The organism is Yoonia sp. R2331 (assembly GCF_041103235.1).
GTDB lineage: Bacteria > Pseudomonadota > Alphaproteobacteria > Rhodobacterales > Rhodobacteraceae > CANMYO01.
The window spans coordinates 1,031,278-1,055,016 of the sequence record NZ_JBGCUN010000001.1 but is presented as its reverse complement, the minus strand read 5'-3'; the positions used below and the strand labels follow the sequence as shown (position 1 = coordinate 1,055,016).

General features: G+C 59.7%; 22 protein-coding genes. 10 read left to right on the top strand and 12 right to left on the bottom strand.

Annotated features, from left to right (window positions below):
- Positions 1-52: 52 nt before the first annotated feature.
- The 7 genes from AB3Y40_RS05290 to argE all read right to left on the bottom strand — a co-directional run bounded on the left by AB3Y40_RS05290 (position 53) and on the right by argE (position 7,135).
- Positions 53-937: a glycosyltransferase family 92 protein gene (locus AB3Y40_RS05290; RefSeq protein WP_369437750.1), complete on the bottom strand. Its 885-nt coding sequence runs from the start codon at positions 935-937 to the stop codon at positions 53-55.
- On the bottom strand, positions 937-2,037 hold the full coding sequence (locus tag AB3Y40_RS05285) for a capsular polysaccharide export protein, LipB/KpsS family (protein WP_369437749.1): 1,101 nt from the start codon (positions 2,035-2,037) through the stop codon (positions 937-939). Before AB3Y40_RS05285 ends, AB3Y40_RS05290 begins: the two co-directional genes overlap by 1 nt.
- Before the next feature lie 106 nt (positions 2,038-2,143).
- On the bottom strand, positions 2,144-2,575 hold the full coding sequence (locus tag AB3Y40_RS05280; protein ID WP_369437748.1) for a hypothetical protein: 432 nt from the start codon (positions 2,573-2,575) through the stop codon (positions 2,144-2,146).
- A 322-nt stretch (positions 2,576-2,897) separates the two neighbouring features.
- Positions 2,898-3,329 (bottom strand): hypothetical protein, encoded by a 432-nt coding sequence (locus AB3Y40_RS05275; RefSeq protein WP_369437747.1) that lies wholly within the window; start codon positions 3,327-3,329, stop codon positions 2,898-2,900.
- A gap of 33 nt (positions 3,330-3,362) precedes the next feature.
- A complete protein-coding gene (locus AB3Y40_RS05270) occupies positions 3,363-4,526 on the bottom strand; it encodes a M20 aminoacylase family protein (RefSeq protein WP_369437746.1) in 1,164 nt (387 codons plus the stop codon).
- A 111-nt stretch (positions 4,527-4,637) separates the two neighbouring features.
- A complete protein-coding gene (locus tag AB3Y40_RS05265) occupies positions 4,638-5,972 on the bottom strand; it encodes an NAD(P)/FAD-dependent oxidoreductase (protein WP_369437745.1) in 1,335 nt (444 codons plus the stop codon).
- Positions 5,969-7,135, bottom strand: a complete 1,167-nt coding sequence (gene argE, locus AB3Y40_RS05260) for an acetylornithine deacetylase (protein ID WP_369437744.1) — start codon at positions 7,133-7,135, stop codon at positions 5,969-5,971. Before argE ends, AB3Y40_RS05265 begins: the two co-directional genes overlap by 4 nt.
- A gap of 201 nt (positions 7,136-7,336) precedes the next feature.
- Here argE and AB3Y40_RS05255 point away from each other — a divergent pair, with 201 nt between their 5' ends.
- From AB3Y40_RS05255 to AB3Y40_RS05230, 6 genes are all read left to right on the top strand, one after another.
- A complete protein-coding gene (locus AB3Y40_RS05255; RefSeq protein ID WP_369437743.1) occupies positions 7,337-8,323 on the top strand; it encodes an ABC transporter ATP-binding protein in 987 nt (328 codons plus the stop codon).
- On the top strand, positions 8,323-9,369 hold the full coding sequence (locus AB3Y40_RS05250) for an ABC transporter ATP-binding protein (protein WP_369437742.1): 1,047 nt from the start codon (positions 8,323-8,325) through the stop codon (positions 9,367-9,369). The genes AB3Y40_RS05255 and AB3Y40_RS05250 overlap by 1 nt, the downstream gene beginning before the upstream one ends.
- The gene (locus AB3Y40_RS05245; RefSeq protein ID WP_369437741.1) at positions 9,369-11,087 is read left to right on the top strand and encodes a peptide ABC transporter substrate-binding protein; all 1,719 of its coding nucleotides are present in this window, start codon (positions 9,369-9,371) and stop codon (positions 11,085-11,087) included. The genes AB3Y40_RS05250 and AB3Y40_RS05245 overlap by 1 nt, the downstream gene beginning before the upstream one ends.
- Positions 11,088-11,193: 106 nt before the next feature.
- Positions 11,194-12,201, top strand: coding sequence for an ABC transporter permease (locus AB3Y40_RS05240; protein ID WP_369437740.1), 1,008 nt, complete (start codon positions 11,194-11,196; stop codon positions 12,199-12,201).
- A complete protein-coding gene (locus AB3Y40_RS05235) occupies positions 12,194-13,150 on the top strand; it encodes an ABC transporter permease (RefSeq protein WP_369437739.1) in 957 nt (318 codons plus the stop codon). Before AB3Y40_RS05240 ends, AB3Y40_RS05235 begins: the two co-directional genes overlap by 8 nt.
- 28 nt (positions 13,151-13,178) lie before the next feature.
- Complete coding sequence (locus AB3Y40_RS05230) at positions 13,179-14,615, top strand: phage tail sheath family protein (protein WP_369437738.1); 1,437 nt, start codon at positions 13,179-13,181, stop codon at positions 14,613-14,615.
- Positions 14,616-14,638: 23 nt separating this feature from the next.
- Here AB3Y40_RS05230 and AB3Y40_RS05225 read toward each other — a convergent pair whose 3' ends face one another.
- Positions 14,639-15,919: a DUF3422 family protein gene (locus AB3Y40_RS05225; protein WP_369437737.1), complete on the bottom strand. Its 1,281-nt coding sequence runs from the start codon at positions 15,917-15,919 to the stop codon at positions 14,639-14,641.
- 179 nt (positions 15,920-16,098) lie between these two features.
- Between AB3Y40_RS05225 and AB3Y40_RS05220 the strand changes: the two genes are divergently transcribed.
- Positions 16,099-16,647 carry a pseudouridine synthase gene (locus tag AB3Y40_RS05220; RefSeq protein WP_369437736.1) on the top strand — a complete coding sequence of 183 codons (549 nt, stop codon included), beginning with the start codon at positions 16,099-16,101 and terminating at the stop codon, positions 16,645-16,647.
- Here AB3Y40_RS05220 and AB3Y40_RS05215 read toward each other — a convergent pair.
- The 4 genes from AB3Y40_RS05215 to AB3Y40_RS05200 form a co-directional block, all read right to left on the bottom strand.
- A complete protein-coding gene (locus AB3Y40_RS05215) occupies positions 16,644-17,297 on the bottom strand; it encodes a HupA family protein (RefSeq protein WP_369437735.1) in 654 nt (217 codons plus the stop codon). The genes AB3Y40_RS05220 and AB3Y40_RS05215 overlap by 4 nt on opposite strands.
- Before the next feature lie 194 nt (positions 17,298-17,491).
- Positions 17,492-18,982, bottom strand: a complete 1,491-nt coding sequence (locus AB3Y40_RS05210; RefSeq protein ID WP_369437734.1) for an NAD(P)(+) transhydrogenase (Re/Si-specific) subunit beta — start codon at positions 18,980-18,982, stop codon at positions 17,492-17,494.
- 12 nt (positions 18,983-18,994) lie between these two features.
- Positions 18,995-20,566 (bottom strand): Re/Si-specific NAD(P)(+) transhydrogenase subunit alpha, encoded by a 1,572-nt coding sequence (locus AB3Y40_RS05205; protein WP_369437733.1) that lies wholly within the window; start codon positions 20,564-20,566, stop codon positions 18,995-18,997.
- A 95-nt stretch (positions 20,567-20,661) separates the two neighbouring features.
- Entirely contained in the window at positions 20,662-21,093 is a 432-nt protein-coding gene (locus AB3Y40_RS05200) for a methyltransferase family protein (RefSeq protein ID WP_369437732.1), read from the bottom strand.
- A 67-nt stretch (positions 21,094-21,160) separates the two neighbouring features.
- Between AB3Y40_RS05200 and AB3Y40_RS05195 the strand changes: the two genes are divergently transcribed.
- From AB3Y40_RS05195 to AB3Y40_RS05185, 3 genes are all read left to right on the top strand, one after another.
- Positions 21,161-21,919: an SDR family NAD(P)-dependent oxidoreductase gene (locus AB3Y40_RS05195; RefSeq protein ID WP_369437731.1), complete on the top strand. Its 759-nt coding sequence runs from the start codon at positions 21,161-21,163 to the stop codon at positions 21,917-21,919.
- Between the two features lie 21 nt (positions 21,920-21,940).
- Positions 21,941-22,288 carry a DUF1304 domain-containing protein gene (locus AB3Y40_RS05190; protein WP_369437730.1) on the top strand — a complete coding sequence of 116 codons (348 nt, stop codon included), beginning with the start codon at positions 21,941-21,943 and terminating at the stop codon, positions 22,286-22,288.
- 176 nt (positions 22,289-22,464) lie between these two features.
- Positions 22,465-23,721: a calcium-binding protein gene (locus AB3Y40_RS05185; protein WP_369437729.1), complete on the top strand. Its 1,257-nt coding sequence runs from the start codon at positions 22,465-22,467 to the stop codon at positions 23,719-23,721.
- Positions 23,722-23,739: the final 18 nt, after the last annotated feature.

The window sequence follows — 23,739 nt, the reverse complement described above, 5'->3', positions numbered from 1 at the left end:
ACTGCATGCACAAAGCATGCACATGTCATGCAGCCAAAAGTCTGAAGATCCGTTAACCCTGTTGCCGTGAGAGGATGTCACGCGCCAGCCGGTCTTCGACCGTGTCGCGCTCTATCTCATCCACGATCCGCATCACGCGTTTGATATGTTTCTGGGCATCAACGGTCTTGTTGGACCCGCGGTTGATCTTGGCCTGAAGCTCTGCATCCGAGCGGGTGTAGTAGTGGTTCAGCTGGATCGCCGCGCGAGAATAGAACGCGCGATTGGCGCGGTCTTTGTGGGTCGCAAGAACACCTACGTCATTCACCCCGATCCCTGCCCCGTCTATGTCAAAGCCGTGGACACGCACGCCGGTCACGCGGGTGGGATCAACGATGCATTTCCAATTCTGGCTGTGCCTCGCCTGCAAAGGGTCGGACCGCAGCAAATAGTTCCGCAGAATGCCGCCGGGCGGTGGCGTGTCATGCCCCCCGCGCCCGAACATATGCCACGGCAAAGAGACCTGCGCATGATTCGACAAGGCATTAAGTGCTGTGGGCAGGTTATCTGCCACAACGGGCAGCATAAATTCGTCCGTGTCGATGAACGCCAGCCACCGAAAGCCTGCGCCAAAGTTCCGCAGCGCATGTGCATAGGCCAGCACCTGATTGTGGATTTCAGCCCCACCCCGGCCATCGGCGAGCTTTTGATCCCAGGGCAGAATGGTCAGCGCATGGTCTGGCAGCACCCCCCTGAGCACGGCGGTGGTGCCATCGGTGCTGCCGTTGTCATAAACGATGAAGTGGCGCACACCTGCGGCATGATGGAACTGCGCCCATTCAGCGATATGCGCCGCCTCGTTCCGCACAATCAGCACAATGCCAAGGCCGTCGCGGTTAGGAAGCCCAATTGGCGGCGTGAGTGTCAGTTTGCTGATGGTGCGGTTGCGCCAGAGCATCAAATGTCCCCCTTCAGGCGGGCGGCGATGCGCGCTTGATCATACCCCTGCCCGTCCTGCGGGATATAGTAGCAGGTTGCAAGCCATGTCAGGAAACGCTGGCGCAACCCCTTGTCGCACGGCAGGCCTGCCACGCGTTCCAGCAGGCTTTGCAGGGCATCGTCGCTGCTGGCGTCGTGCGTCAGGCCGGGCAGCGCATAAAATGCTTGCCCGGTTGTGATCACCGGCTTGTCCCAGAACATCGCTTGCAGCCCCATTGAGGAATTGACGGTCAGCACCGCACGGCTGCTTGCCAGTTGTGCAAAGCTGTCGGTTTGGTTGTCCAATGCGATGCGCGCGCCAGCGGCGATAGCGGCGTTGATCTCTGCGGTCAGCGGCTGTTTGGCGCTGGGGTGTTCCTTGATCCGCAAGTGCCAGCCGTCGGGCAACGCCTGGGACGCCGCAGCAAGCACCGCGACAAAACCCGAGGCCGAACCCACCCAACCGGCAAAGAGGATCATCTGGCTGTCATCAGGCACTTGCAGCGGCACAAAAATGTAGGGAGCATCGGGCAGGTCAGCAGAGGTCTGCCCCACATCGGCGCGGCGCGCTGCACGGGCCTGAAACTGTGACTTGATCCGCGCGATGAGCGCGGCGTCTGGGTCAACGTTGTCATAAAATGCAGGGTCTTGCGGCACCGAACCTTCGGCATTCACACCCTTGGGGTCGAGCGTCAGGTAACCGGGCAGTGGGCTAAGCTCTGCAAAGAGACGCGGCACGCTCGCGTCTTGCGCGCCCAGCATCACCGCGCGGCGCGCACCGGTCAGCCCCTGCCAACACAAGGCAGCATGGTCGGGGTGTTTGAGGAACCATCGCCGGGCATAGTTGTAGCGCCCTTTGAGAAACGCCAGTTTCACGACCCTGCCAAGCGCGCCCTTTGGTTGCCGCTTGGCTCGGGCCAGACAATCTGCTGCACGGGCGTTGGTTTCCGGGAAGCCGCACCAAGAGACTGCAAAGGGCGACAGCGCACGCCCGCCGCCTGCGGCCTGCGCAATGGCCGCAAAAAAGCGGGCCTTTTCAATATGTTTGGGTGGCTCTGGCAGCCATGCAATGCGGGTCATAGCTGCCGTGATACGCGATCAGTTGTGCAAACGGTAGACATCAGGCCCGTTTTGCGCACGCCGCGCCTTGGGCCGCCAAACCGGCGGCGCAAGGTCAGGCACCTTATCAACGGTCGCGATATGGCCCTTCGTAAATGTCGAAGGTGAACTGTGAAAAGTCGATGGTATTGATCGCTTTGCCGGTGTTCACGCAATTTGTTTCCGCACCGATCATCCCACGGCTGACGTAGGAATTGTTGACCTGATTGAAGAAATTCAAGTTGCGCGACAGCACTTCGCTGCCGGCAACAAGGCGTGACTTGTCAAGCACCTGACGGTTCAGGCGTGAAAATTTCGGGCCACCTTGCGAGGCCCAGGCACCACGCAGCACCAGTTGTCCCTCGCCGGTTTCCCGCACCCCAACAGACAAGGTGATCTTACCACTCCGGTCCCAAGGAAGCGTGGCGGTCAAGAAGTTATCATCTACCGGGACGGTTTGCGACTGTACGGGAGTTGCCACCAGAAACAGAGCAGCGGTAACGTATAAGGCTTTCAACATGTTCAACTTTTAATTTGTGATTGCACAGATCTCCTAGCTGGCCGTCAGGTGCTGTCCAACCGACTCTGTCTTACAGGGTCGCTGTGCCCAAGTAATCTTCATGCATGATGGCGACGCCTTTCGCGCCTAAACGCTGTTTTGCTTCGTCATTGAATAGATGCAACAACTACCAGATCGGTTCTATCTTTGGTCTAGGCCACCGACCACGCGCTTCAGTTTTGCTGCGCACGACTTGAGAGACTGCCGTTTGTTGCCAATTTGCTTTGGTTCCTCTGAAAGCCGAGACACCAAGGACATCGGCTAACAGAGACACCCGAAGGGGTCACAGCCGGTAGCGCCCCTGGCGGAATGAGATGGAAAAACCACCAAGCCCACCGAGTTGTTCGACCGTTTGCCCCGTCGAGCGGCAATTGGCGACTTGACCGATCAACTCTTCGTTTACGTGCGCGCGGTTTGCGATTGAGAAGAACGACAGATTTCGCAAAATAGTCGCGCCGTCTTTGGTAATCCGCGCTTCACGCATCAATTTCTGGTTGAAGCGGTTGGTACGCGTGCCATTGGACAGATTTGCATAAATTCCACACAGGTGCACAATCCCGTCGATCTCTACGGATTTCCACCGCATGTAGGCTGCACCGCCCTTGGACCAATTCATCGTGTGTGACCCGAAATTTTCACTCACAGCCACGCCCTGTGATTGCGCTGGTGCTGCCATCAGAAACAGGGCAGCGGCTACGGATAAAGCTTTCAACATGTTCAACTTTCAATTTGTGGTTGCGCGGCCTTCCTAGCTGGCTGGCAGGCGTTGTTCAACCACTTCGGCCCACCAAGAACAGCCCGCTGGGATGGCTTCGTCGTTGAAGTTGTATTCGGGGTGGTGGACCGATGCGCCGTCGCCGTTACCCACCAGGATATAGGCGCCGGGACGCTCTTCGAGCATGAAGGCAAAGTCCTCTCCGCCCATCACAAGAGGTGCGGTATCGCATTGGCCAGAGACGGATTTTGCCACTTCTGCGGCAAAGGCGGTTTGTTCATCCGAGTTAATCATCACCGGATAGCCGCGCAGGTAGTCGACCGTTGCGGTGCCACCGAATGTCGCGGCGATGCCGGTGGCGATCTCTGACAGGCGCCTTTCGGCAAGGTCACGGATCGCAGGCGAAAGGGTGCGCACAGTGCCGCGCAGTTTGACAGTCTGCGGGATGACGTTGTGGGCCTTGGATGAGGTTTCAAAGCTGGTGACCGAGACAACGACCTGTTCAACCGGATCAGCGTTGCGGCTGGCGATGGTTTGAAAGGCCACCACCATGTGGCTGGCCATCACAGTGGTATCAACAGTTTCTTGTGGTTTGGCAGCGTGACCGCCCTTGCCCTCGACCACGATTTCAAACTGGTCGGCGGCGGCGAAGAACGCACCGGGGCGGATCGCGAAGTCGCCGACGGGGCGTCCGGGCCAATTGTGCATGCCGTAGACTTCATCAATGGACCAGCGGTCCATCAATCCATCTTCGCACATCTCGCGACCGCCGCCGCCGCCTTCTTCGGCAGGTTGGAAGATGACAACAACGGTGCCGTCGAAGTTGCGGGTTTCGGCAAGGTATTGCGCGGCCCCCAACAGCATCGTGGTGTGGCCGTCGTGGCCGCAGGCGTGCATCGCCCCGTCTGTTTTGGAGGCATAAGGCAGCCCTGTTTGCTCGTGGATCGGTAAGGCGTCCATATCCGCGCGCAGCCCGATAGTGCGGCCCGAAGTATTGGTCTTGCCTTTGATCACGCCCACCACGCCCGTGCGGCCAATGCCGGTTGTGACCTCATCGACACCGTATTCCGCCAGTTTGTCGGCCACGATTTGCGCGGTGCGGTGGGTGTCGAACAGAATTTCGGGGTTTTCGTGCAGGTCACGGCGGATCGCGGTGAGGTCAGGCAGAAGTTCGGCGAAGCGATTTTTGACGGGCATTGGTCTGGGTCTCCTTTGCGGACAACATAGTGTCTCTTTGGCAAACGAACAGGGGCTCTGCCCTCCGGTCGCAGGGCGGCCTTTGCCGGTATTATTGTGGCCAGAAGAAGATCAGAGGTTGGGACCAAGCGACAACGCACTGCCATCGGTGAACCGGGCGAGACGGAAGCGGGACAGATCGTGTCCGGGGTCGGTGCCGGTCGCGAGGGCGGCGGCAATGCGGCCAAAGGCGGGGCCGATGCCAAAGCCGTGGCCGCACATGCCCGTGCAGATCGTGAGGCCGGGGAGTGCCGCGCATGTATCCACGATCGGCACCACGTCAGGCAACGTGTCGATTAGCCCCGCCCAGGCACGCTTGATCCGGGTTGGACCCAATGCCGGGAATGTCGCCGTGAAATCGCGCGCCAGCTTGGCAACTTTGGCGCGGTTGGGGGATGGGTCGAGGACGCGCATCGCCTCGAACGGGCTGGGGTCATCGCCAGACCAACGGCGCGGTGTCCGCCAAGCATCCGGGTAGCCGCGCGGCGCTGCAGGCAACAGGCGCGTTCCAAGCGGGTCTTTGAGCAATTGAGGTGCAAATCGGGTGAAGGCGCGAAAGGCGTCGGGGCCTACAAAGAGTTCGTGAAAGCCTTCGGGGGCCAAGGTGTAGCCGCCATCTTCGCGCCGACGCCATGCCAGCCGGTTGTCGACCGCGCCGCCCAGATTGGCAAGTTCGGCCATGGGTTCGGTTTGGGCAACGGTCGCCCGGACCGAGAGTTGCGGGATGCTTACACCGTGGCGACGTAACAGCAGCGATGACCATGCACCGCCTGCCAAGACAACAGCATCGGCGGCGATCCGGCCCTTTTCTGTGACCACGCCTTTCACGTGCCCGGCTGAGATGTCCAACAGGCGCACGGCACAGTTTTCGATCACCTTGACGCCATCGCGCACGGCGGCCCGTGCGAGTGCCGGGACGGTCTGCCAGGGTTCTGCCCGCATGTCGGTTGGCGTATGAAGCGCGCCTGCCCATGACCGCCCTGCCCCCGGTAGCATGGTGGCGACGTCATTTGCGTTCAGGATGCGCGAGGAAACTTGATATGGCGCCGCCTGTTCCAACCACTTGGCGTAGCGGTCCATTTCCGTGGTGTCTTTGGCAAGGTAGAGCGTGCCGGTCTGGCGCAAGCCGAAACCGCTGGTGACCTCTTCCAAACCGGGCCACATGGCTTGCGCTTCAAGCGCAATTGGCAGTTCTGCGATGTCGCGACCCTGCGCGCGAATCCAGCCCCAGTTGCGGCTGGATTGTTCGCCTGCGATCCGGCCCTTTTCCAGCAGCACCACCTTGTGCCCTGCCTTGGTCGCTTCCCACGCGGTCATGACACCAATGATGCCACCGCCAATCACCACGACATCAGCCTGACGCGGCAAGGTCGCGCGATGTTCGATGGCAGTGGCGGCGGTGATCATGCGGCGAGCGTATCCACCAGACGGGCGATAAACGCCTCGCCCTGCTGAAACTGGTCGACGGTGATGAACTCGTTAGGCTGATGCGCCTGTGCAATGTCACCGGGACCGCAGACCACAGCCGAATATCCGCGTTCCTGAAATTGGCCCGCCTCTGTTCCGTAGCTCACCACGTTTTGGGAATTGTCGCCGGTCAGACGCCGGGCGAGTTCTTCGGCACTTCCCATATCCTCTGGCACAAGGCCCGGCAGGCCAAAGTACTGCGTGGCCGTGATGCCAGCCTCTGGTCGGATTGCTTTCATCTCGGCTGCGAGTTCGGCAATTTTCGCGTCAAACCGCGCCTTCCATTGCGCAATGTCATCGCCGGGGACAAGGCGGAAATCAAAGCCAAAGTGGCAGTCTTTGGCGGTGATATTATGGGCGGTACCGCCGGTGATCTGGCCCACGTGCAAGGTTGTGTAAGGTGGATCAAAAGGGGCGGACAGGGTGTTAGGCGTCTGCGCTGCATTCTCGGCGTTCACCTGATTGGCCCAGTCAATCAGCTTGGCGGCCATCATGATCGCAGAAACGCCTTGATAGGCGATCGAGGAATGCACCTCGAAACCCTGAAAGTGCATATTGTAGCCTATGCCGCCCTTGTGGCCGGTCACGACTTTCATCATCGAGGGTTCGCCCACCAGCACGGTATCGGCACGCGGCATGCCGTGGGCAACCATGTGGTCGATCATTGGTGGCGCACCAAGGCACCCGACCTCTTCGTCGTAGCTGAGCGCGATTTGCAGCGGACGTTTAAGGCCGCATTCCAAGGCCAACGGCACGGCGGATAAAGCCAGTGCGTCAAAGCCTTTCATATCGCAGGTGCCGCGCCCGAAGAGCTTGCCATCCTTTTCGGTCACGGTGAAAGGATCGGTGTCCCATGCCTGCCCATCCACCGGCACGACATCGGTGTGGCCCGACAGGACCACGCCGCCATCCACGTCTGGCCCCACATGTGCGTAAAGGGCCGCCTTGGTTCCGTCTTCATTGGGGACACGCACCGATTTGATACCGAATCCATCCAAATAATCCGCGACAAAGTCGATCAATTCGAGGTTGCTGTCGCGGCTGACGGTCGGGAATCCGACAAGGCGGTCCATGAGGTCACGGGCGGTCAGTGGCATGGGCATGTCCAATATCTCAAGGGCTGAAAACGCTTGCAGGGTGATGCAGAAACCAGCGCCACACCAGTCTTGCCGTAAGGGCAGATCAACGCAATGTGGAAATGGCTTGCGGGTCTGAATTTCCGTGTTAGCGTGAACCGCATTGCAAGTCCGCGCAACGACGGATGCAAATATAACAATCGTCTGAACCACTTGGGAGGTGCGTTCATGCCCGATGGGGCGCTGCCTGTCCTGGATGTCCGGGATCTCAAAACTGTATTCCAGACACGAGGCGGCGAAGTGCATGCCGTGAATGACGTGTCGTTCGACCTGCGCCCCGGTGAGTTGCTGGGCGTCGTGGGCGAAAGCGGGTCGGGAAAATCGGTCACGATGATGTCGCTGCTGGGGCTGTTGCCCTCTCCGCCTGCGGATGTGCGCGGCGGAACTGTGACATTTGATGGCAAGGATTTGTTGCAGCTTGATCCCGAAGGATTGCGCGCGGTGCGTGGCGGCAAGATCGGGTTTGTGTTTCAGGATCCGATGACATCGCTCAACCCGGTTTTTACCGTTGGCATGCAGTTGGCCGAACCGTTGCGCAAGCATATGGGCATGACCAAAAAGCAGGCCGCAGTGCGTGCCAAGGAACTGCTGGAGCTGGTCGGCATTCCTGATGCGGCCCAACGCCTGCAGGACTACCCGCACCAGTTTTCAGGTGGGATGCGGCAGCGGGTGATGATTGCCATAGCGCTGGCCTGTGATCCCAAGGTGCTGATCGCGGATGAACCGACAACGGCGCTGGATGTGACCATTCAGGCGCAGATTCTGGAATTGATGAAAGAGTTGCGCGACAAGCTGGGCATGGCGGTGATCTGGATCACCCATGACCTTGGCGTGATTGCGGGTATCGCTGACCGTGTGATGGTCATGTATGGTGGCCAAGTGGTCGAACATGCGCCTGTGCGCGAATTGTTCGGCAACCCCGGGCACCCCTACACCAAGGCGCTGCTCACAACGATCCCCAAGATTTCTGGCACACGCGAAAAGCGGCTGACAATCATTGAAGGCCAGCCGCCGATTTTGGCGGGTGCGCCAATGGCCTGCCCGTTCCTTGATCGGTGTGACGCCGCATTTGACCGATGCGCCAAGGAAAACCCGCGCCGATATGACGTGGGCGAAGGCCATGATGTCGCCTGTTTCCACGCGGAAGAGATGTGATGCTGGATCGACCCCCTGCCCCATTGGTCAGCGTGCGCGACCTTAAGATGCATTTCCCGATCTACGCCGGCCTGTTCCGACGCCGCGTGGGAGAGGTAAAGGCCGTTGACGGCGTCAGTTTTGACGTTTTTGAGGGCGAGACGCTGGGCCTTGTCGGCGAAAGCGGCTGTGGCAAGTCGACCTGCGGGCGCGCGGTGCTGCGGCTTTATGACATTACCAGCGGTCAGATCAGCATTGACGGGCGTGAGATTGGCGATGTGCCGCAGCCGGACCTGCGCACCATGCGGCCCACCATGCAGATGGTGTTTCAAGACCCGCAGGCCAGCCTGAACCCGCGCATGACGGTCGAGGCGATCATCAAGGAACCGCTGGACGAACACAGCACCATGTCCGAGGCGGAAAAACGCGAAAAAGTGGCCGAGCTGATGGATGCGGTCGGGCTGAACCGAAAATTTGCCAAGCGTTATCCACATGCCTTTTCAGGCGGCCAACGTCAGCGGATCGGGATTGCCCGCGCTCTGGCGCTGAACCCTAAATTTATCGTCTGTGATGAGCCGATAGCAGCGCTGGATGTGTCCATTCAGGCGCAGGTGGTGAACCTGCTGGAAGACCTGCAGGAAAAATTCGGCCTGACCTATTTGTTTATCAGCCACGATCTGTCGATGGTGCGCCATATCGCGACACGGGTTGCGGTGATGTATCTGGGCAAGGTGGTGGAATTGTCCCCCCGTGAAAGCCTTTATTCCGACCCGTTACACCCCTACACCAAGGCGCTGCTGTCTGCGGTGCCCGAACCCGATCCGGCGCTGGCCAGCACGCGCGAACGGATCATCCTGCAAGGGGATGTGCCAAGTCCGTCAAACCCGCCCAAAGGCTGCAATTTCTGCACCCGTTGCCCGGCGGTCATGGATATCTGCAAACAAGCTGAGCCCGCCACATACGAGGTTCAGCCCGGGCGCTTTGTCGCCTGCCACCTATACAATGACACTGCGGGCCAAACCGCAGGAACCGAGGCTTCAAGAGCGTCCAACAAGGAGAATGGATAATGAAACTCAAAACAGCAATGCTTGGCGCTGCCGCGTCGCTTGCCCTTGCGCCGATGGCCTATGCCGACGGTCACGAAGGTGAGCGGGGCCGCGACGGCGAGCTGAAGATCATCTATTGGCAAGCGCCATCAATCCTGAACCCCTACCTGTCTGGCGGCACAAAGGAAATTGAAGCTGCCAGCCTCGTGATCGAGCCGCTGGGTCGGTATGACGAAACCGGCGCGCTGATCCCCTATCTGGCCGCAGAAATCCCGACCGTTGCCAATGGCGGCGTGTCCGAGGACCTGACCCAGATCACCTGGAAGCTGAAAGAGGGGCTGGTCTGGTCCGATGGCACACCTGTCACCTCGACCGACGTCAAGTTCACAGCTGACTATTGCATGGACCCCGAAGGCGGCTGCGCACAGGGCGCAAAGTTTGACGGTGTCACGGATGTGTCCATTGTGGACGATCTGACCGTCACGGTGACATTTGATAAGCCAACACCAAACCCCTACGGCCCCTTCATGGGTGGTCAGTCGCCGATCATTCAGGCCGCTCAGTTCGCGGACTGCATGGGCGCCAAAGCACCTGAGTGTACCGACGCCAACTTTATGCCTATCGGCACGGGCCCTTTTGTTGTCACCGAATTCCGCACCAATGACGTGTGGACCGGTGTTGCGAACGAGAACTTCCGCGAAGAAGGCAAGCCTGCTTTCGCTTCGCTGACGTTCAAAGGCGGTGGTGACGCAACTGCTGCTGGCCGTTCGGTTCTGGAAACGGGCGAGTTTGACTATGCCTGGAACCTGCAGCTGGCACCTGATGTCATCTCTTCCATGGCAGCCGCAGGCGTCGGCACGCCGGTCTCTGCATTCGGCACATTGGTTGAGCGTCTGGAAATGAACCTGACCAACCCATCGCCTGATCTGCCCGAAGGCGTTCGGTCGACCGTGGCAGAGCCACATCCATTCCTGAGCGATCAGGCCGTGCGTACAGCGCTGTCCATGGCGATTGACCGCGAATTGCTGGTTGAAGTGGGCTATGGTCAGGCCGGTCGTCCGACCTGTAACCTTGTCCCCGGACCTGCGATCTATGCATCCGACAACACCGGCTGCCTGACACAGGATATCGCCGGTGCGAACGCGATGCTGGAAGAAGCCGGCTGGGTTGATAGCAACGGTGATGGCATCCGCGAAAAGGATGGTGTTGAACTGCGCATCCTGTACCAGACCTCGACCAACGCCGTCCGTCAGGACTTCCAGGCGCTGATCAAGGAATGGTGGAGCGAAATCGGTGTTGAAACCGAGTTGCGCAACATTGATGCATCCGTGTTCTTTGGTGGTGATCCGGGTTCGCCTGACACCTTCCAGAAGTTCTATGCGGACGTGGAAATGTACGCCAACAACTTTGACGGCACCGACCCACAAGCCTATCTGGCGGCCTATCGCTGTGGCAACGAGCCGAAGCCTGACAGCCAGTGGCAGGGTGAAAACATCAACCGCTTCTGCGATCCTGCATACGACGCGATGATCGACGAATTGGCACAGACCGCTGACCTTGACAAGCGCGGCGAGATTGCTCGTGCGATGAACGACATGCTGACCAAAGACAGCATGACCATCGTTCCGCTTGTTGATCGCGGTCGTGTGTCGGCCCACGCCAACACCCTTGGTGGTGTGATCCTGAACACGTGGGATTCAGAGCTGTGGAACGTCGCTGACTGGTATCGCACCGAGTGATCAAGGTGGTGCCGGGGTAAACCCCGGCCTACCCCAAACCATACGGGTGGGCAGCAATGCCCATCCGACCCCGCACCGACCAAACCACTGAACCAAGGCGCCGCTGATGCTGACCTACACCATCCGTAGATTGCTTTTGTCGATCCCGACGCTTTTGTTCATTGCGTTTGTCATTTTCATGTTGCTGGAGCTCGCCCCGGGCGACCCGATGGCGCAGATGCCACTGACCATTCCGCCCGAGGTGAAGGAAAAGATGCGCCTTGCATTGGGACTGGGTGAGCCGTGGTGGGTGCGCTTTCCGCTGTGGCTCAAGCAGTTCTTTATAGTAGAGCCACAATATTGGATCGACGGTGCCTTTGGCACCAATTTCGCCGATGGCGCGCAGCGGATCATCAGCTTTCAGTCCCGCAGCCCGGTCTTTGACACGATTGCAGAGCGGATGCCCCAGACCCTGTGGGTCGTGGGCATGTCCTATGTCGTCGGCGTGCTGATCGCCCTGCCCATCGGCATCATCAGCGCCTACCGGCAGTATTCGGTTTTCGACAATGTCGGCACCTTCGTGTCGATGATCGGCTTTTCCGTGCCGCCATTCTTTTCCGGAGTTGTCCTGATCGTCATCTTTTCGGTGCAACTGGGCTGGCTGCCGTCGATTTATGACACGACCCATGTGGTCAATTCATGGGCGACCTTCAAAGTGCAGCTGCAACAGATGGTGATGCCGGTGATGGTGCTGGCCCTGCAGACCACGGCACAGGTCAGCCGCTATATGCGCGCCTCGATGCTGGACAATCTGGGGCAGGACTATGTGCGCACCGCCCGCGCGAAAGGCATGACGGAGAGCGTCGTGGTCCTAAAGCACGTGCTGCGGAATTCGATGATCCCGGTGATTACCGTGATCGCGCTGGGGATCCCCAGCATCTTTGGCGGTGCGATTATCACCGAGCAGATTTTCAAGGTGAACGGTCTGGGCCAGCTTCTGATTATCGCACTGCAGGGCTCTGATATCCCGATGGTGATGACGATCACCTTCCTGCTGGCGGTGCTGATCGTGATGATGAACCTGATTGCCGATATCCTTTACGGCATTCTGGACCCGAGGATCCGCTATGACTGATCAAGCCGTCGATACCGCTGTGGAAGAGCTGACAAAGCCGCGCAATCAATGGCTGGATGTCTGGGACCAGTTCAAGACGCACAAGGGTGCTGTCATGGGGCTGGGGTTCCTGATTTTCATTACCCTCTTTTGCGCCTTTGGTCCGATGGTTTGGGATGTAGACCCCGGCAAGTTGGACATTCGCAACAAGGACGTGCGGCCGATTTACATGGCGATTTTCGATAGCGACGCCAAGACAAGCTGGGCCCGACCGATGGGGACCGATCATCTGGGCCGCGACATCATGGCCAATACCATGCAGGGCGGGCGGATTTCGCTGGCCGTGGGCTGGACCGCGATGATCCTGGCGGTGTTGATTGGCACGTTTATCGGTGTGCTTGCGGGGTATTTCCGGCGTTTGGACGGCCTGCTGATGCGGTTCACCGATCTGGTGCTGTCGCTGCCAATCCTGCCGCTTCTGCTCGTGATGATGCTGCTGTTCCGCGATCCCTTGCGCGCAGCCTTTGGACCGGAACAAGGCATCTTCATTCTGATCGTGACGGGTATCGGGATCACAAGCTGGATGCAGACTGCACGGATCGTGCGGGGCGATGTGATGGCGATCAAGGAACGCGAGTTCGTTCTGGCCGCCCGGTCCATCGGCACCCCTGCCCGGCGGATGATCACACGGCACCTTTTGCCCAATGTCATGTCGCCGATCATGGTTAGCGCCACGCTGGGGCTGGCAACGGCAATCATCACCGAAAGTGCGCTGTCCTTTCTGGGGCTTGGCTTTCCATCGGATTTCCCCACCTGGGGGAAAATTCTGTTTGATAGCGTCGACCGGATGACCGCATTTCCAGAGCGTGTGGTCTGGCCCGGTCTTGCGATTTCACTGACCGTATTGTCGGTCAATTACATCGGGGACGGTTTGCGCGACGCGCTTGATCCCCGGATCAGAGGGCAATAGTTCCGCCCTCGCAAACCAAAGGTGCAGGATGCCGGAACAACCGCTTGCCCCGGGTGTCTATATCGAAGAGGTGCCCTCTGGCGCGCGCACAATCGGCGCTGTGCGCACGGATGTCACTGGCCTGATCGGTCATACGGAAACGGGGCCACACCTTGCGCCCATTCGGATCACGTCGCTGGCAGACTACGAGGCCACCTTTGGCGGTCCCGCCACGTTGGCTGTAGATCTGGACAACGGCGGTGGAGCGCTGACCGCGCGGCTGCGCAAGGATAGCCGGTTCTATCTTTATCACGCGGTGGCGCAATTTTTCACAAACGGCGGCAGTGTCTGTGTGATCGTCTCGGTTGGTGACTATGGCACGCCATTCGCCCCTGTTCGCAAACGCCGCAAAGTGTTGCGCAGCGGATTGAAGAGGCTGAACGAGCGGTCTGACATCCGAATCGTCAACATCCCCGATGCGGTGCTGTTGTCGCGCAAGAACTACGCGCGGTTGCTGAAAAGCACGCTCAACCATTGTGAAACGCACGGCGACCGCTTTGCCCTCATTGATGTGCACAAGGGCCACAAGGCGCGCGATCGCGACCCCGATCACGACGTAATCACAGGGAGGCTGACCGGCTTTCACACCATGGTTGATGGCCGCGACCCCAGCTTTGGTGCGGCCTATTACCCATGGCTTGCGCCCGCAGGCACAGATCCCGGTTTTGTCCTGGACACCGCCGGGGTTGCCGCACTACAGCGCGTGGTCGAAGCCGCCGGGCCCCGCCCTGATGCCACTGAAATGCTATCGCGGGCCAGCACGCAGGACCCGGCCGAACTGCTTGCGATTTTGAACGGTTTAGCGGTCGAATATGCCGAGGTTGCGGCAGCGCTGTCGCAGATCAAGACGCAGCTGCGTTATGCGCCCCCCGGCGGCGCGGTGGCCGGGGCTATGGCTCAGACCGATAGCACACGCGGCGTGTGGAAGGCCCCTGCCGGGGTCGCGCTGCGCGGCGTGACGGGGTTTGCCACCGACCTGACGGAAATGGACCATGCCGCGTTGACTGGCGGCGGCGCTGGCCCTTCGGTGAACAGCCTGCGCATGATCAGCGACATCGGTCCGGCAATCTGGGGCGCGCGTACGTTGGGTGGCGACATTGACTACCGCTATGTGCCCGTGCGGCGGTTTGCGCTGCTGTTAAAGTCCTCATTGCACAAGGGGCTGCAGTGGGCAGTCTTTGAGCCCAATGACGCCAACACCTGGAAATCCATCCGTCGCGATATCGATGCCTTTCTGAACAGCTTGTGGCGCGAAGGGGCATTTCAGGGCAGCAAAGCGTCTGATGCGTTTTTCGTCAGGGTTGGTCTTGGCGAGACCATGACTCAAGCCGATCTGGATAACGGGCGGCTGATTTGCCACGTCGGCTTTGCACCTCTGCGCCCGGCAGAGTTTGTCGTTCTAACTCTCAACCTGTCTGTGGCTTAGAACCGGCAATCGGCCCACCTGCCCTAGTCCAGATGCTTGCGGATGCGCTGGACCATTAACCAGACCAACAACAGCACAATTGGTGTCACGCCAGCGGCCATCAAGGTTTTTGAGATGCCAAAGGCTTTTTCGACCGGTCCGGTCATGTAAAGCACCAGACTGACGGCGTAATAGCTGATCGCCACAACCGACAGCCCCTCGACCGTGCGTTGCAGGCGCAACTGCAGATCGGCCCGCTTGTCCATGCTTTCCAGCAGGTTCTGGTTCTGGGCCGAACGTTCCACATCAACCCGCGTCCGCAGCAAATTGCCCGCCCGCAACGCCCGGTCGGACATGGTGCGCAGCCGCGCCTCTGTCGCCTCGACCGTTCGCATCGCAGGATCAAAGCGCCGCATCATGAACTCCGCAAAGGTCTGGCGGCCCCGAAACCGTTCCTCGCGCAGCACGGAAATGCGTTGGTGCACGATCTGTTCATAGGCCTTGGTAGCCCCGAACCGGAAACTGGCCTGGGCTGCGATGTTTTCCAGATTGGCCGACACTTCCAACAGTTCTTGCAGCACCTCGGCGGGGTCGCTGGGCGCGCCACTCATCCGGCTGAGCAATCCCGTGAGGCGCTTGTCCATCTCGCCCATCTGCGGCGACAGCTTTCGCGCGCGGCTGAGGCCCAGCATCGACATCGCCTTGTAGGTTTCGATTTCGCACAGCCGTTGCAAGACGCGGCCAACCCGGCGGCTGCCGGTCTGGGGCCGCGCAAAAACCGCAAACCGCATGTGCCCGCCTTCATCAATGCGAAAATCGGCCGCCACGATCAGTTCATCATCCAGCACCCGGCTAATCGCAAGGCTTTCGGGCACGAACCAATCCTTGACCTTGTCAGTGATCCCTTCATCGCCTTCGGCCACTTCGACCCGGATCAGCGCAGAGGTGACGCGCGTTCCCGGCGCTTCGTCAAGCCAGTCTTGTGGGAAGACACCAAAGGTGCCCGCATCAAACGGGCGCTCGGCCAACCCCTCGCCAAAGACAGTGTAGGTGACAAACTCTGTATGGCTTTCCCACTTCATCGTGTGCTTGCCGATCTGGCCAGAGTAATGCGTGGCACCGGGTTGCGGGTGCTGCGCGCCGAAACGGTCCAGCAAGGCAATCAGATGCGCACGGTCGGCATCGCGGTCACGGCCTGCGGCGTTTTCCGCAGGCTTGATCGCCAGATAGGCGGCACGGCTGGGCGCTTGCACATTTGGGAAGGGCCGCGCGTGCAATTCATTGGCCATCGCATAGCGAAGTGGGTGGTCGGCAATCGGTGGCATGTCTGGCCCCTTGATGACGTGTTGGGGGTGAACCTAACGTCAAAAGTCCGCCAAGCAAGAAAAAATTGTTCATTTATAAATAGTTAGCCGCGTACAATGGTATACCGTGGGCGAAATCAACTCGAATGGCTGCGCTTTCGACGTGGACCTTGGTCCGCAGATCGGGCTAGGCACGGGCCATGACCCGCGTGATCTTGTTCAACAAACCCTTTGGTGTGCTGTCGCAATTCACCGACGCGCGCAGCCCGTCGCCGCGGCCCACGCTGTCGCAATACGTTGATGTGCCAGCGGTTTATCCCGCGGGCCGGTTGGATCGGGACAGTGAGGGGCTGCTGGTGTTGACCGACAATGGCCGATTGCAGGCACAGATCGCGGACCCAAGGTTCAAGGCCGACAAGACCTATCTCGTGCAGGTCGAAGGCGCGCCAACGGACGTCGATCTGCAACCCCTGAGGGACGGTGTGACGTTAAAGGATGGGCCGACCCGACCCGCACAGGTGCAGCTGATTGATCCCCCTGCCCTGTGGGACCGCGACCCGCCAGTGCGGTTTCGCAAATCGGTGCCGGATCGCTGGCTGCGCGTTACCCTGCGCGAGGGGCGCAACCGGCAGGTGCGACGGATGACGGCGCATGTGGGGTTTCCCACGCTGCGACTGGTGCGGTGGTCAGTGGGTGATTGGTCGCTTGAGGGGATCACCCCAGGCAGATGGGCAGAGGTCCAACCCTAGTCGATTACCGCCACAATCTCGAGGGTGACCGGCGCGTCGTCGCCATCGCTGTCGAGCGAGAACCCGTTTTCATCCAATGCTGTCAGCCCCTTCATTGGGCGACCCGGACGGCTGGGGTCGGTGCCCAGAAAGCGCCCAAGCATCACGCCCGAAATGCTATAGCGGTCGTCGGGGGTTGTCAGAATACCACGATACTCCGCGAGGAACTGATTGGGGTCGATCGGATCGTCGGGATCAGGGCCAATCGAACTGCCGATGCTGCCGATCCGGATCACGCCATCCACGTCAAAAACGCTGGCATTGCTGCGATTTGTGCCCTGCGCGCCGATCATGTTGTCAATTGTGCCTGTGACGCGCCCATTGCCTGCAAACTGCGCGGTGAGGCGCGCGTCACCGATGATAGCGACGTCGTCGGCATCGGTTGCCGCTACCGGATCGATGATCAGTCCGGCCACGCCCGAAAAGCTGGCGCTGCCGGTTGTCGGCATGGCAGCGAAGGTGGTGCCAAAGCGCGGCAGATCTCGGACTAACCGCTTCCCCTCGGCTTGGCGGTCCAGAAAACTGTCCACTGTTTGCACCGTGACCGGTGTGCCCGTGCCACCGCAGGCGCACATCACCGTCAAAGCAATCGCTGGAACCATCAGTTTCATCGTCAAGCCTTTACATCATCCAACAACTTTAGGGACGATGTAGAGGGTCGTCCGGCGTTGCAAGGAAACAAAGCGTTTCGGATGCCCCAAAGCATTGATCTATATTTGTTTTCCGCCAAAGACGCGAAACGCCCGGTCGGATTGACCGGGCGTTTCTGATTTTGCGCGCAACAGGCAACAAACCCGTTTGCGGATCAGTCGATCTTGGGCAGCAGGCTGTCCAATGACGCCTTCGCATCGCCGTAGAACATCCGTGTGTTGTCCTTGAAGAACAGCGGGTTTTCGATGCCGGAATAGCCGGTCCCCTGCCCGCGCTTGGACACGAACACTTGCTTGGCCTTCCAGCATTCCAGCACTGGCATGCCAGCGATTGGGCTGTTGGGATCGTCCTGTGCCGCAGGGTTCACGATGTCATTGGACCCGATCACAATGGCGACGTCCGTGTCGGGGAAGTCGTCGTTGATCTCGTCCATCTCCATCACGATGTCATAGGGCACTTTGGCCTCGGCCAGCAGCACGTTCATGTGGCCCGGCAAGCGGCCAGCGACCGGGTGGATCGCAAAGCGCACGTTCTTGCCCTGCGCGCGCAGCTTGCGGACCAGCTCGGCCACAGCTGTCTGCGCCTGTGCGACCGCCATCCCGTAACCGGGGATGATGATGACGCTGTCGGCTTCGTTCAGCGCGGTGGCCACGCCGTCGGCGTCAATTGCCACCTGTTCGCCCTCCACGGCCATCTGCTCTCCTGCGGGGCCACCAAAGCCGCCCAGGATCACAGACACAAAGGACCGGTTCATCGCCTTACACATGATGTAGGATAGGATCGCACCGGACGAGCCGACCAGCGCGCCCACAACAATCAACAGGTCATTGCCAAGGCTAAAGCCGATGGCCGCAGCCGCCCAGCCAGAGTAGCTGTTCAGCATCGACACCACGACAGGCATATCAGCGCCGCCGATCCCCATGATCAGGTGGTAGCCGATGAACAGTGCGGCCAGCGTCAGCAGCAACAGCGGCAGGAAACCGCCAGAGCCCAGATACCAGATCAGACAGACAACCGAGACTGTCGCCGCCGCGATGTTCAGCAGATGCCCACCGGGCAGCTTTTCCGCAGAAGAGCTGACGCGGCCCGCCAGTTTGCCGTAGGCGATGACAGAGCCGGTAAAGGTCACGGCACCGATCCAGATACCCAGCACCAATTCGACGCGCAGGATGTTAATTTCGACCCCGGTTTTCTTGGCGACAATCGCCGCAAAGCCCCGGAATTCGCGTGCCGTTTCCTTGGCGGCCCCGGTCAGGGTGCCATAGTCCAACTGCGGGAATGGCAGGTCAGCGGCAGCAAAGGCTGCAGCCACCCGCCCGATCTCAATATGCGCGTTCAGGCCCACAAAGACCGCTGCAAGGCCTACAAGGCTGTGCATGGCAGCAACCAGTTCGGGCATTTGGGTCATTTGTACGCGCTGTGACAGCTGCATCCCGATGAAACCACCACCGGCGATCAGGATCAGCGACATCAGCCAGAGGCCAGCTCCCGGCCCCAGCAGCGTGGCGACCACGGCCAATGCCATGCCCACGATGCCATACCAGACCGCGCGCTTGGCGCTTTCCTGACCAGACAACCCGCCAAGCGAGAAGATGAAAAGCACGGCCGCGACGACATAGGCCGCTGTTGTAAAACCGAAATCCATTGTACTTCCCCCTTAGGACTTCTGGAACATGGCGAGCATCCGCCGTGTTACCATGAAGCCACCGAAAATATTGATCCCAGCCATAAAGACCGAGAGTGCGGCCAGGATCATCACCAGCCATGATCCGGACCCGATCTGCATCAAGGCACCTAGAATGATGATCGACGAGATCGCGTTTGTAACCGCCATGAGCGGCGTGTGCAGGCTGTGCGCCACGCCCCAGATCACCTGGAAGCCGACAAAGACCGCCAGCACGAACACGATGAAGTGCTGCATAAAGCTCGCCGGGGCCACAAGGCCGACCAGCAAGAGCGCCGCCGCACCGACGGACAAAAGCGTGACCTGATTGCGGGTTTGCTGTTTGAAGTCCGCGACTTCCTTGGCGCGGATTTCTTCTGGCGTCAGTTCCTTGACCTCTGCCTTGGGCTGAGCCGCGATTGCAGCAACCTTGGGCGGTGGCGGCGGGAAGGTGATTGCCTTTTCGTGCGCGATGGTCGCGCCCCGGATCACGTCGTCTTCCATGTTGTGCACCACAACGCCGTCTTTTTCCGGCGTCAGGTCGGTCATCAGGTGACGGATGTTGGTGGCGTAAAGGGTCGATGCTTGTGTTGCCATCCGGCTGGGGAAGTCGGTGTAGCCGATGATTGTCACACCGTTGTCGGTGACGATCTTTTCGTCCGCGACGGTCAGTTTGCAGTTGCCGCCCTTTTCCGCAGCCAGGTCGACGATGACCGAGCCGGGCTTCATCGCCTTGACCATATCTTCGGTCCAAAGCTCTGGCGCTTCGCGGTTCGGGATCAGCGCCGTGGTTATGACGATGTCGACTTCTGGAGCCAATTCCCGGAATTTGGCAAGCTGAGCTTCGCGGAATTCTGGTGAGGAAACCGAAGCATAGCCACCAGTTGCGGCCCCATCCTGCTGTTCTTCCTCGAAGTCGAGGTAGACAAACTCTGCCCCCATGCTTTCGACCTGTTCGGCCACTTCGGGACGCACGTCAAAGGCCAGTGTCACGGCACCCAGCGACGTGGATGTGCCAATCGCGGCCAATCCAGCCACCCCTGCGCCCACAACCAGCACCTTGGCCGGTGGTACTTTACCTGCGGCGGTGATTTGACCGGTGAAGAAGCGACCAAAGTTGTTGCCCGCCTCGATCACGGCGCGGTAGCCTGCGATATTTGCCATCGAGGACAGCGCATCCATCTTCTGGGCGCGGCTGATACGCGGGATCATCTCCATCGCGATGACCGTGGTGCCTTTCTTGGCGGCGGCCTTCATCTTGGCTTCGTCCGCAACTGGCGAGAAGAAGGAAATCAGCGTCTGACCATCGCGCAGGCGCTTCATTTCGGTGTCAGAAGGCGCGCGGACCTTGGCAACGGTATCCGCCTCTTTGAAAAGGGCTGCGGCGGTTTTGACAACCTTGACGCCCGCCGCTTTATAGTCTGCGTCGCTGAAACCGGCGAGCGCCCCGGCCCCGGTTTCGATCAGGCATTCATGCCCCAGCTTTTGCAGGTCTTTTGCAGAAGCGGGCGTCATCGCGACGCGGGCTTCGCCCTCAAATACTTCTTTTGGCGCACCGATTTTCACGAAGGATCCCCCTTAGACGGTCAGCTTTGGCGGTTGGTTATCGCGCTGAACAATGTTTCACAAGAGAGGGCCAACGTATCCCGGCGGTGTTAGCGCTAAACCCAGCGCCGGGTAATTGCTGCATAGGCATCAAAGGCCGGGCCGAACGCTGTACGCAGGCGCGCCTCTTCGGCGGTGATAAACCGTGTGTGGATGACCCACATGAAGACCGGCACCAGCAACAGACCGATAGGCGCGTCCCAGCGTAGGGCCAGCCCTGCCAGAATTAGTGCATCGCCCAGATAAATCGGGTTTCGGCTGTACGCAAAGATGCCGGTATCGACCAGCACACGCGGTTGCATATGCGGGATCACGGTTGTGCGCTTGCGCTGCATTTCCCAGATCGCGGCCAGCATCAGGGCAAGGCCGACGCAGACCAACACGGTGCCAAGCCATTTGGGTAAGGCAAGTGTCACGACGCTCTGGCTGAACCATGTCAGAACGGCAAAGGCCAATAGCCAAATCGGCGGCAGATCAATCCATTTCATGTGGGTCACCATGCCCCCTTGCTCGCGCGCTGTCACCCGGTAGTCTGACCACAATCAAGGGGGCATCATGGACCACAGCGGGAAACATGCGCTGGTGACCGGCGGCGGAACCGGCATCGGGCGCGGTATTGCAGAGGCGTTGGCCGCAAGCGGCGCGGAAGTCACGATCACCGGGCGGCGTCTGGATGTGCTTGAAGGTGTCGCCGCCAGCAGCCCACGCTTGCACGCTTTGCAGATGGATGTGGCGGACGAGGCATCGGTGCGGGACGGGATCGCCAGCGCCGCAGCGGCGCGCGGCCCGGTTGAAATTTGCGTGGCCAATGCGGGCATCGCTGAAGGTGGCGCTTTTGCCGGTCTGAGCCTTGCTGATTGGCGGCGTACCATGCAGATCAATCTTGATGGTGTGTTTCTGACGTTTCAGGCCGCGATGGCAACGCTCGCCCCTGATGCGGCGGCGCGGATGATCGTCATTTCCTCTATCGCCGGGGTGCGAGGTCTCAAAGGGGCGATCCCCTACACTGTCACCAAGCACGGCGTGATCGGGCTGATCCGGGGCCTGTCAGAGGAATACATGCGCAGTGCGATCACGTTCAACGCGATCTGTCCGGGTTACGTGGACACCGACATCGTGCAAAATCAGATTCCCGGGCTGATGCGCCGTTTTGACATCGATGAGGCAGGCGCGATCAAAGCTATCGCCAAAGGCAACCGGCATCAGCGGCTGCTGGAGGTAGACGAGACAACCTCTGCCGCGATGTGGCTCTGTTCCGACGGGGCGCGGAGCATCAACGGACAGTGCATTCAGATTTCAGGCGGACAGGTCTAGGCGACCAAAGGAGGAGCAGCGATGATTGCGACAATCCTGACGCTGGTAGTGGCGGCGATTCATCTCTATTTCACTTTGCTCGAAATGGTCCGCTGGGAACACCCGCGCACCCGGGCAATCTTTGGCACCACGGCGGAAATGGCCGCAGAGACCAAGGTGATGGCCGCCAATCAGGGGCTTTATAACGCCTTTCTGGCCGTGGGACTGATTTTTGGCGCAGCCACTGGCAACACACCGATGGTTGCCTTTCTTTTGGCCTGTGTGATCGTTGCCGGGGCCTATGCCGCCACGACAATGGGCAAGCGTGTGTTGCTGGTGCAAAGCCTGCCCGCGGTTCTGGCTTTGGGGGCGTTGGCGCTGGGGATCTAAAGCGCGCGCTTGCTGTACTATCCGGCAAGGACCGGCAATTTGTTGCCAAACCCCATTTTGGATTAGGGTAAAATCACTCGAGGCGTTACCCTAATCGTGTTTAAGTTCAGCGGCGATCGGCCACTTTTTTACGCCGATCGCCGGTGAGCGATGTCAATTTGTAAAGGAGTATTTTCATGCCTGAACTCATTACCGGAACCAACACCTCGATCAGCATCAGCGATGACATCCATCGGATCGTCGCGACGACCGCGACGGTGTCTGGCGGGATTACTTTCAGCGGCAGCACCAGCCCAGGCCAGTTATCGGTTGCCGGGACCGTTTCTTCGGCCTCAGGATCATCCAGTGACGGGCTCTTTCTTAACGGGAACGATCTGATCACCGTCACGCAAACCGGTTCGGTCTATGCCACCGATGACGGCATCGTCAGCACGGGTGCCGGGAACAGGGTCAATGTTGCGGGTTATGTTTTTGGTGGCGACAACGGGCTCTTCAACTTTGCCGCAGACTATGAAGCGACGATCACCCAGACCGGCGTGGTCCAGGGCGGATCAAACCGGCAAGGCACAGACACAAGCATCCCATTTGCCGCAGCCGTCGCGATGTCCCAATCGGGTTTGGCGACAGTCCACAACCACGGCACGATCCTGGCAGACACGAACCCGACAACGGGCGGCACCATTGCTGTGCTGAATGCAACCAGTAGCGGGATTTCAGATAACGCCTTGGGTTTCAATCCGACGTTTGAATCCTCTCTGCATTTCTACAACACCGGCATCGTCGAAGGCGATATTCTGTTTGCGGCAGGCGAAGACCTTTATGACGGGCGCGGCGGCGGGTTTGTGAATGGTGAGATCGCCATGGGGTCCGATGATGACATCTTTCGCGGCGGGGCATTGGCGGAAACCGCCATCGGCGGCGGCGGCGAAGATCTTATGATTGGTGGTGCCGGTGATGACGACCTGAGCGGCGGCGGCGGCAATGATGACCTGCGCGGCGGGCAAGGCGATGACACATTGCGTGGCGACAATGGCAACGACAGCATGCGTGGCAACAAAGGCAATGACGACATCCGTGGCGGCAGCGGCAATGACAACATGCGCGGCGGTCACGGGGACGATAACATGGTGGGCGGCGGCGGTTCCGATGTGATCTTTGGCGATCGCGGTGATGATGCGATGTCCGGCGGCACAGGCGGCGATACATTCGTGTTCCGCAGCGGTTTTGGTCATGATGTCATCTCGGACTTCAGCGACAACAACAATGAAAAGATCAACCTCAGGGATGTCGCGGCCATCACGGGGTTTGGTGATTTGGTGAACAACCATTTGACCCAAGACAATGGGGACGCGGTGATCACGGTCGGCGACAATTCGATCCGATTGACGGGTTTTGCTGCGAGCGCACTCGACGCGGGCGATTTTCTGTTCTGAGCTTTGGGGCGGTGCTGT

Excerpts from the sequence above, each read along its gene's own strand:
- AB3Y40_RS05195 (WP_369437731.1), top strand. The coding sequence starts at position 21,161 with ATGGACCACAGCGGGAAACATGCGCTGGTGACCGGCGGCGGAACCGGC.
- AB3Y40_RS05290 (WP_369437750.1), bottom strand. The coding sequence starts at position 937 with ATGCTCTGGCGCAACCGCACCATCAGCAAACTGACACTCACGCCGCCA.
- AB3Y40_RS05255 (WP_369437743.1), top strand. The coding sequence starts at position 7,337 with ATGCCCGATGGGGCGCTGCCTGTCCTGGATGTCCGGGATCTCAAAACT.
- AB3Y40_RS05270 (WP_369437746.1), bottom strand. The coding sequence starts at position 4,526 with ATGCCCGTCAAAAATCGCTTCGCCGAACTTCTGCCTGACCTCACCGCG.
- AB3Y40_RS05220 (WP_369437736.1), top strand. The coding sequence starts at position 16,099 with ATGACCCGCGTGATCTTGTTCAACAAACCCTTTGGTGTGCTGTCGCAA.
- AB3Y40_RS05275 (WP_369437747.1), bottom strand. The coding sequence starts at position 3,329 with ATGTTGAAAGCTTTATCCGTAGCCGCTGCCCTGTTTCTGATGGCAGCA.
- AB3Y40_RS05265 (WP_369437745.1), bottom strand. The coding sequence starts at position 5,972 with ATGATCACCGCCGCCACTGCCATCGAACATCGCGCGACCTTGCCGCGT.
- AB3Y40_RS05285 (WP_369437749.1), bottom strand. The coding sequence starts at position 2,037 with ATGACCCGCATTGCATGGCTGCCAGAGCCACCCAAACATATTGAAAAG.
- AB3Y40_RS05210 (WP_369437734.1), bottom strand. The coding sequence starts at position 18,982 with ATGGATTTCGGTTTTACAACAGCGGCCTATGTCGTCGCGGCCGTGCTT.
- AB3Y40_RS05240 (WP_369437740.1), top strand. The coding sequence starts at position 11,194 with ATGCTGACCTACACCATCCGTAGATTGCTTTTGTCGATCCCGACGCTT.
- AB3Y40_RS05190 (WP_369437730.1), top strand. The coding sequence starts at position 21,941 with ATGATTGCGACAATCCTGACGCTGGTAGTGGCGGCGATTCATCTCTAT.
- AB3Y40_RS05235 (WP_369437739.1), top strand. The coding sequence starts at position 12,194 with ATGACTGATCAAGCCGTCGATACCGCTGTGGAAGAGCTGACAAAGCCG.
- AB3Y40_RS05280 (WP_369437748.1), bottom strand. The coding sequence starts at position 2,575 with ATGTTGAAAGCCTTATACGTTACCGCTGCTCTGTTTCTGGTGGCAACT.
- AB3Y40_RS05230 (WP_369437738.1), top strand. The coding sequence starts at position 13,179 with ATGCCGGAACAACCGCTTGCCCCGGGTGTCTATATCGAAGAGGTGCCC.
- AB3Y40_RS05245 (WP_369437741.1), top strand. The coding sequence starts at position 9,369 with ATGAAACTCAAAACAGCAATGCTTGGCGCTGCCGCGTCGCTTGCCCTT.
- AB3Y40_RS05200 (WP_369437732.1), bottom strand. The coding sequence starts at position 21,093 with ATGAAATGGATTGATCTGCCGCCGATTTGGCTATTGGCCTTTGCCGTT.
- AB3Y40_RS05250 (WP_369437742.1), top strand. The coding sequence starts at position 8,323 with ATGCTGGATCGACCCCCTGCCCCATTGGTCAGCGTGCGCGACCTTAAG.
- AB3Y40_RS05225 (WP_369437737.1), bottom strand. The coding sequence starts at position 15,919 with ATGCCACCGATTGCCGACCACCCACTTCGCTATGCGATGGCCAATGAA.
- AB3Y40_RS05185 (WP_369437729.1), top strand. The coding sequence starts at position 22,465 with ATGCCTGAACTCATTACCGGAACCAACACCTCGATCAGCATCAGCGAT.
- AB3Y40_RS05215 (WP_369437735.1), bottom strand. The coding sequence starts at position 17,297 with ATGAAACTGATGGTTCCAGCGATTGCTTTGACGGTGATGTGCGCCTGC.
- argE (WP_369437744.1), bottom strand. The coding sequence starts at position 7,135 with ATGCCCATGCCACTGACCGCCCGTGACCTCATGGACCGCCTTGTCGGA.